The organism is Streptomyces sp. NPDC089799, assembly GCF_040684755.1.
Lineage (GTDB): Bacteria > Actinomycetota > Actinomycetes > Streptomycetales > Streptomycetaceae > Streptomyces.
In genome coordinates, this window is record NZ_JBFBGR010000017.1 from 161,148 (window position 1) to 167,592 (window position 6,445).

General features: G+C 69.4%; 7 protein-coding genes. 5 read left to right on the plus strand and 2 right to left on the minus strand.

Features of this window, described 5'->3' with window-relative positions:
- The first annotated feature begins 13 nt into the window (after positions 1-13).
- Positions 14-766: a 4-hydroxy-tetrahydrodipicolinate reductase gene (gene dapB / locus AB0O36_RS20485; RefSeq protein ID WP_365112182.1), complete on the plus strand. Its 753-nt coding sequence runs from the start codon at positions 14-16 to the stop codon at positions 764-766.
- A gap of 9 nt (positions 767-775) precedes the next feature.
- Positions 776-1,228 carry a hypothetical protein gene (locus tag AB0O36_RS20490; RefSeq protein ID WP_365112185.1) on the plus strand — a complete coding sequence of 151 codons (453 nt, stop codon included), beginning with the start codon at positions 776-778 and terminating at the stop codon, positions 1,226-1,228.
- Positions 1,229-1,340: 112 nt separating this feature from the next.
- On the opposite strand, the gene AB0O36_RS20495 is transcribed toward AB0O36_RS20490, so the two are convergent.
- Positions 1,341-1,886, minus strand: coding sequence for a hypothetical protein (locus AB0O36_RS20495; RefSeq protein WP_365112188.1), 546 nt, complete (start codon positions 1,884-1,886; stop codon positions 1,341-1,343).
- Positions 1,887-1,924: 38 nt separating this feature from the next.
- Positions 1,925-2,164, minus strand: coding sequence for a hypothetical protein (locus AB0O36_RS20500; protein ID WP_365112191.1), 240 nt, complete (start codon positions 2,162-2,164; stop codon positions 1,925-1,927).
- 197 nt (positions 2,165-2,361) lie between these two features.
- Here AB0O36_RS20500 and thyX point away from each other — a divergent pair, with 197 nt between their 5' ends.
- The 3 genes from thyX (at position 2,362) to AB0O36_RS20515 (ending at position 6,011) form a co-directional block, all read left to right on the plus strand.
- Positions 2,362-3,096, plus strand: a complete 735-nt coding sequence (thyX, locus tag AB0O36_RS20505; protein WP_365112194.1) for an FAD-dependent thymidylate synthase — start codon at positions 2,362-2,364, stop codon at positions 3,094-3,096.
- A 215-nt stretch (positions 3,097-3,311) separates the two neighbouring features.
- The gene (dapA, locus tag AB0O36_RS20510; RefSeq protein WP_365112197.1) at positions 3,312-4,211 is read left to right on the plus strand and encodes a 4-hydroxy-tetrahydrodipicolinate synthase; all 900 of its coding nucleotides are present in this window, start codon (positions 3,312-3,314) and stop codon (positions 4,209-4,211) included.
- 114 nt (positions 4,212-4,325) lie between these two features.
- Complete coding sequence (locus tag AB0O36_RS20515) at positions 4,326-6,011, plus strand: ribonuclease J (RefSeq protein WP_365112200.1); 1,686 nt, start codon at positions 4,326-4,328, stop codon at positions 6,009-6,011.
- Positions 6,012-6,445 lie beyond the last annotated feature (434 nt).

The window sequence follows — 6,445 nt, forward strand, 5'->3', positions numbered from 1 at the left end:
GGAAGCGAAGAACATGAGCAAGCTGCGCGTGGCGGTACTCGGGGCCCAGGGCCGCATCGGCTCAGAGGCCGTCAAGGCCGTCGAGGCCGCCGGGGACATGGAACTGGTGGCCGCGCTCGGCCGCGGCGACAAGCTGGAGACCCTCGTCGAGAACGAGGCCCAGGTCGCCGTCGAGCTGACCACTCCCGGCTCGGTGATGGGCAACCTGGACTTCCTCATCCGCCACGGCATCCACGCCGTGGTCGGCACCACGGGGTGGACCGAAGACCGCCTCGCCCAGCTGAACACCTGGCTCGCCGCCTCCCCGGAGACCGGTGTGCTCATCGCCCCCAACTTCTCCATCGGCGCCGTCCTGACGATGAAGTTCTCCGCCCAGGCGGCCCGGTACTTCGAATCCGTCGAGGTCGTCGAACTCCACCACCCGAACAAGGTGGACGCCCCCTCCGGCACCGCCACCCGCACCGCCCAGCTCATCGCCGAGGCCCGTGCCAAGGCGGGCTGCGCCCCGCAGCCGGACGCCACGGCCACCGCCCTCGACGGTGCGCGCGGCGCGGACGTGGACGGCGTACCGGTGCACGCCGTACGGCTCCGCGGCCTGCTGGCCCACCAGGAGGTCCTGCTGGGCGGCGAGGGCGAGACCCTCACCATCCGTCACGACTCCCTGCACCACAGCAGCTTCATGCCGGGCATCCTGCTCGGCGCCCGCCGCGTGCCGCAGACCCCGGGCCTGACCTTCGGCCTGGAACACTTCCTCGACCTGAGCTGAGCCACGACCATGCGCGCGAAGATCACCTACCTCGTCACCGCGGCCGTCCTGGCCCTGTACTTCGTCCTGGCCGGCGGCCGCGGCGTGGCGCTGATCCGGATCGGCACACCGCTGACCGTCAGCTTCGGCGTGGCCGTCCTGATCCTGCCGGTCATCGGCATCTGGTTCCTCTGGAAGAACACCCAGTTCGTCAGCAAGGCCAACCGGCTCGCCGAGGAGCTGGAGGCGGAGGGCGGGCTGCCGGAGGACGAGCTGGAGCGGGACCGGTACGGACGCATCCTGCGGGACTCCGCGGACGAGGTCTTCGCGCGCCGCAAGGCCGAGACCGAGGACGCGCCGGGGGACTGGCGTTCCTGGTTCCGCCTCGCCATCGCCTACCACGACGCCCGGGACACCCCGCGGGCGCGCAAGGCCATGCAACGGGCCATCGCCCTGCACGACAAGAAGCCCGTACGGGTCTGATCCCCGTACGGGCTCCCCTGCCACGGCCGGCCCCCCAGGGGGCCGGCCGGCGCGTTTCCGGCGTCCCGGGTCCGGCCTGGCGCCCCGCGGACGCCGACCCGCCGGACAGGCCCTAGCGCCCCGCGGGGACGCTCCGGTACTCCTCGGCCCACGCCTCGATGGTGTCCGCCGCGCGCTCGAAGGCCTCGGTGCGGGACAGGAAGTCCGCGCCGTGGTCGGTGACCAGCACCGGCAGCCGGTCGCCGCCCGCCGCCCCGACGGTCAGCGCCTGCCCCTGCACGGTCCGGGGCAGCCCCATCCAGCGCACCGGCTGCTGCACCGTGCGGAGTTCGCCGACCTGGCTCCAGGGCACCGAGCGGGTCCTGAGGAACGCCACCTGCCGCAGGCCCGCACGGCTCACCCACACCCCGACCCGCAGCATCCGCACGGTGCCCGCCACCACGGCGAGGGCGGCCGCCAGGCAGACGACGGCACCGCTCCCGGCACCGCTGAAGGTGATGATCATCGTGGCGAGCAGCATGAAGGAGGCGATCAGCAGCAGGACCGCGGCGATGGCCACGCGCCAGGGGCCGGGCCGGTAGGCCCGCCGCCAGCGGTCGTGGTCGTCGTGGGGCAGCGCGACGTCTTCCGGTTCGGCCGTCAGAAAGGACAGGGGCACGGCTGATCCTCACTCATGTGCACATCGGCGGAAGGGAGTCAGCGCCCTTCGGCCGCCTCCGACTGCTGGGCCTTCTCGGCCGCCTTGTGCGGCTGCAGTGCGGGCATGCCGAAGAGCAGCGAGCCGACGAGCCCCGCCACCACGGTCAGTCCGACCAGGGTACGGGCGACGAGTTGCGTCGCGCTCAGGCGCTCCCGGGGCGGTGGAGTGACGTTACTGCGGAAACGCTCCCCCTCGGCGACGAAGGCGAACGGGACGGGTTCGCGCCGACCGGACATCCGGTACCTCACTCCTCACGAAGACGTTTTCACACGGCTACCGGTAGGGACGAACGGAGCCGGCGATCGGTGCCGGATTCCTGCACATTGCCCAAAATTCCGTGGGCCCGCCGGGACCGGCCGGGCGGTGTCCGGGGGCATGACCGGATCGCCGTAGAGTGGTCGCGCCCCACGACCCTGCGAACGGGAAGGACCTCGTGACCGAGACCCCCGAGCCGAAGATCGACTTCCGGAGCGACGTCACCGTCGAACTGGTGAAGCACGCCGCCACCGACTCCGACGTGCTGTGGGCCGCCCGGGTGTCCACGGCCGGCGAGCAGTCGCTGGACGAGCTGCAGAAGGACCCGGAGCGCTCCAAGGGCCTGATCAACTACCTGATGCGGGACCGGCACGGCAGCCCCTTCGAGCACAACTCGATGACCTTCTTCATCAGCGCACCGATCTTCGTCTTCCGCGAGTTCATGCGGCACCGGGTGGGCTGGTCGTACAACGAGGAATCGGGCCGGTACAGGGAGCTCCAGCCGGTCTTCTACGTGCCGGACGCCGAGCGCAAGCTGGTCCAGGAGGGCCGTCCGGGCAAGTACGTCTTCGTCGAGGGCACCCAGGCGCAGCAGGAGCTGACGGCCCGGGTGATGGAGGACTCCTACCGGGAGGCGTACGCGGCCTACCAGGAGATGCTGGACGCGGGCGTGGCCCGCGAGGTGGCCCGTTCGGTCCTGCCGGTCGGTCTTTTCTCCTCGATGTACGCCACCTGCAACGCCCGCTCCCTGATGCACTTCCTCGGCCTGCGCACCCAGCACGAGCTGGCCCGGGTGCCGTCCTTCCCGCAGCGGGAGATCGAGATGGTGGGCGAGAGGATGGAGCAGCACTGGGCGAAGCTCATGCCGCTGACCTACGCCGCCTTCAACGCGAACGGCCGTGTGGCCCCGTAGGCACGCCCGGTCGGATGTGCGAAGCCACAGACCGAAGTGTCCGTATTGCGACGTTTCGTGAAGTTCATCTAGGCTGATCAAACGGACCCGGCACTGCTTGAACCCCCGAGCAGGCAGTGCCGGGCTCCAACACCTCCAAGCGCGACTGCGAGCCGCCCCCGGTACACGTCCCCCGAGGGGGCATCGCGAGCATGGCAGCGAGTAGCGTGTTACCCATGGCTCCGATCTCGACTCCGCAGACCCCCTTCGGGCGGGTCCTCACCGCCATGATCACGCCGTTCACGGCGGATGGCGCACTCGACCTCGACGGCGCGCAGCAGCTCGCCGTCCACCTGGTGGACGCAGGCAACGACGGCCTGATCATCAACGGGACCACCGGTGAGTCCCCGACCACCACCGACGCGGAGAAAAGCGACCTCGTACGAGCCGTGCTCGAAGCGGTCGGCGACCGCGCCCACGTCGTCGCCGGCATCGGCACCAACGACACCCACCACACCCTCGAACTGGCCCGCCAGGCCGAGCGTGACGGCGCGCACGGCCTGCTGGCCGTCACGCCCTACTACAACAAGCCCACCCAAGAGGGCCTGTACCGGCACTTCTCGGCCATCGCCGACGCCACCGAGCTCCCGGTGATGCTCTACGACATCCCGGGCCGCAGCGGCGTCCCGATCGACACCGAGACCCTCGTCCGCCTGGCCGAGCACCCCCGCATCGTCGCCAACAAGGACGCCAAGGGCGACCTCGGCCGCGCCAGCTGGGCCATCGCCCGCAGCGGCCTGGCCTGGTACTCCGGCGACGACATGCTGAACCTCCCGCTGCTCTCCGTCGGCGCCGTCGGCTTCGTCTCCGTGGTCGGCCACGTGGTGACCCCCGACCTGCGCGCCCTGCTGGAGGCCCACCTCGGCGGCGACGTGCAGAAGGCCACCGAGATCCACCAGAAGCTGCTCCCGATCTACACCGGGATGTTCCGCACCCAGGGCGTGATGACCACCAAGGCCGCCCTGGCCCTCCAGGGCCTCCCGGCCGGCCCGCTGCGGCTGCCGATGGTCGGCCTGGACGACGCGGAGACCGCCCAGCTCAAGCTCGACCTCGCGGCCGGCGGGGTACAGATTTGACACCCGACTTCACAACTGAATAGGCACCACCACACACAAGACAGCAAGTGCACGAATGTCACGCGCGCCACGTGCCTCAAAGGGGTACGTGGCGCGTGTGGTGAGGAGAGTCTTTTGAGCCATCCGCATCCGGAACTCGGCCCGCCGCCGAAGCTGCCCAAGGGCGGCCTGCGTGTGACCCCCCTCGGCGGCCTCGGCGAAATCGGCCGGAACATGACCGTCTTCGAGTTCGACGGCCGCCTCCTGATCGTCGACTGCGGCGTCCTCTTCCCCGAGGAGGAGCAGCCGGGCATCGACCTGATCCTGCCGGACTTCACGTCCATCAGGGACCGCCTCGACCAGATCGACGGCATCGTCCTCACCCACGGCCACGAGGACCACATCGGCGCCGTCCCCTACCTCCTCCGGGAGAAGCCGGACATCCCGCTGATCGGCTCCAAGCTGACGCTCGCCCTGATCGAGGCGAAGCTCCAGGAGCACCGCATCCGCCCCTACACCCTGGAGGTGAAGGAAGGGGACCGGGAGCGCCTGGGCAACTTCGACTGCGAGTTCATCGCGGTCAACCACTCCATCCCGGACGCCCTCGCGGTCGCCATCCGCACCCCCGCGGGCCTGGTCGTCGCCACCGGCGACTTCAAGATGGACCAGCTCCCGATGGACAACCGCCTCACCGACCTGCACGCGTTCGCACGTCTGAGCGAAGAGGGCATCGACCTCCTCCTCTCGGACTCCACGAACGCCGAGGTCCCGGGCTTCGTCCCGCCGGAGCGCGACATCTCCAACGTGATCCGCGGCGTCTTCGCCGGCGCCAACAAGCGGATCATCGTGGCGTCCTTCGCCAGCCACGTGCACCGCATCCAGCAGGTCCTGGACGCGGCCCACGAGTACGGCCGCCGGGTCGCCTTCGTCGGCCGTTCCATGGTCCGCAACATGGGCATCGCCCGGGACCTGGGCTACCTGCGGGTGCCGGCCGGTCTCGTCGTGGACGTGAAGACCCTCGACGACCTGCCGGACGACGAGGTCGTGCTGGTCTGTACGGGTTCCCAGGGCGAGCCGATGGCCGCGCTGTCCCGCATGGCCAACCGCGACCACCAGATCCGGATCGTCCCCGGTGACACCGTGATCCTGGCGTCGTCCCTGATCCCGGGCAACGAGAACGCGGTCTACCGCGTGATCAACGGTCTGACCCGGTGGGGCGCCAACGTGGTCCACAAGGGCAACGCCAAGGTGCACGTCTCCGGCCATGCCTCCGCGGGCGAGCTGCTGTACTTCTACAACATCTGCCGCCCCCGGAACCTCATGCCGGTCCACGGCGAATGGCGCCACCTGCGCGCCAACGCCGAGCTCGGCGCGATGACGGGTGTCCCCAAGGACCACATCGTCATCGCGGAGGACGGCGTCGTCGTCGACCTGATCGACGGCCGGGCCCGCATCGCCGGCAAGGTCCAGGCCGGATACGTGTACGTCGACGGCCTCTCGGTCGGCGACGTCACGGAGGGCGCCCTGAAGGACCGCCGCATCCTGGGCGAAGAGGGCATCATCTCGGTCTTCATCGTGGTGGACAGCACCACGGGCAAGGTCGTGGGCGGCCCGAACATCAACGCCCGCGGCTCCGGCATCGAGGACTCCGCCTTCGCGGCGGTGCTCCCGAAGATCGAGGAGGCGATCGCCCGGGCCGCCTCGGACGGCGTCGCCGAGCCCCACCAGCTGCAGCAGCTCATCCGCCGCACGCTGGGCAAGTGGGTCTCCGACAGCTACCGCCGGCGCCCGATGATCCTTCCGGTCGTCGTCGAGGTCTGATCCGACCGAGTGACGACACGGCCAGGAGCGGGGCCCCGGATTTGCATCCGGGGCCCCGCTCCAGTACGTTGACGTCTCCACCCCAGCAAGGACCGCGGCACACACGTGTGCCCGAACAGGTCGTGCAGGGGGTGGGAATCCAGACCCGGGAAACCTGATAAAGTCTGGACCGCCCGAAAGGGAAAAGGCCCTCCAACGGCCACCGGAATCCAATTCCAACCGACTGCGACTTTCGAGAAGCACGGAACGGAAAAAGAGTCTGGTAAGGTTGGAAACGCCGGAAGGGAAAAGCGCGAAAGCGCCGGAACCGGAAAGCGCCGAGGAAATCGGGTCCGAAAAGATCTGATAGAGTCGGAAACGCAAGAACGAAGGAAGCGCCCGGAGGAAAGCCCGAGAGGGTAAGTACAAAGGAAGCGTCCGCACCTTGAGAACTC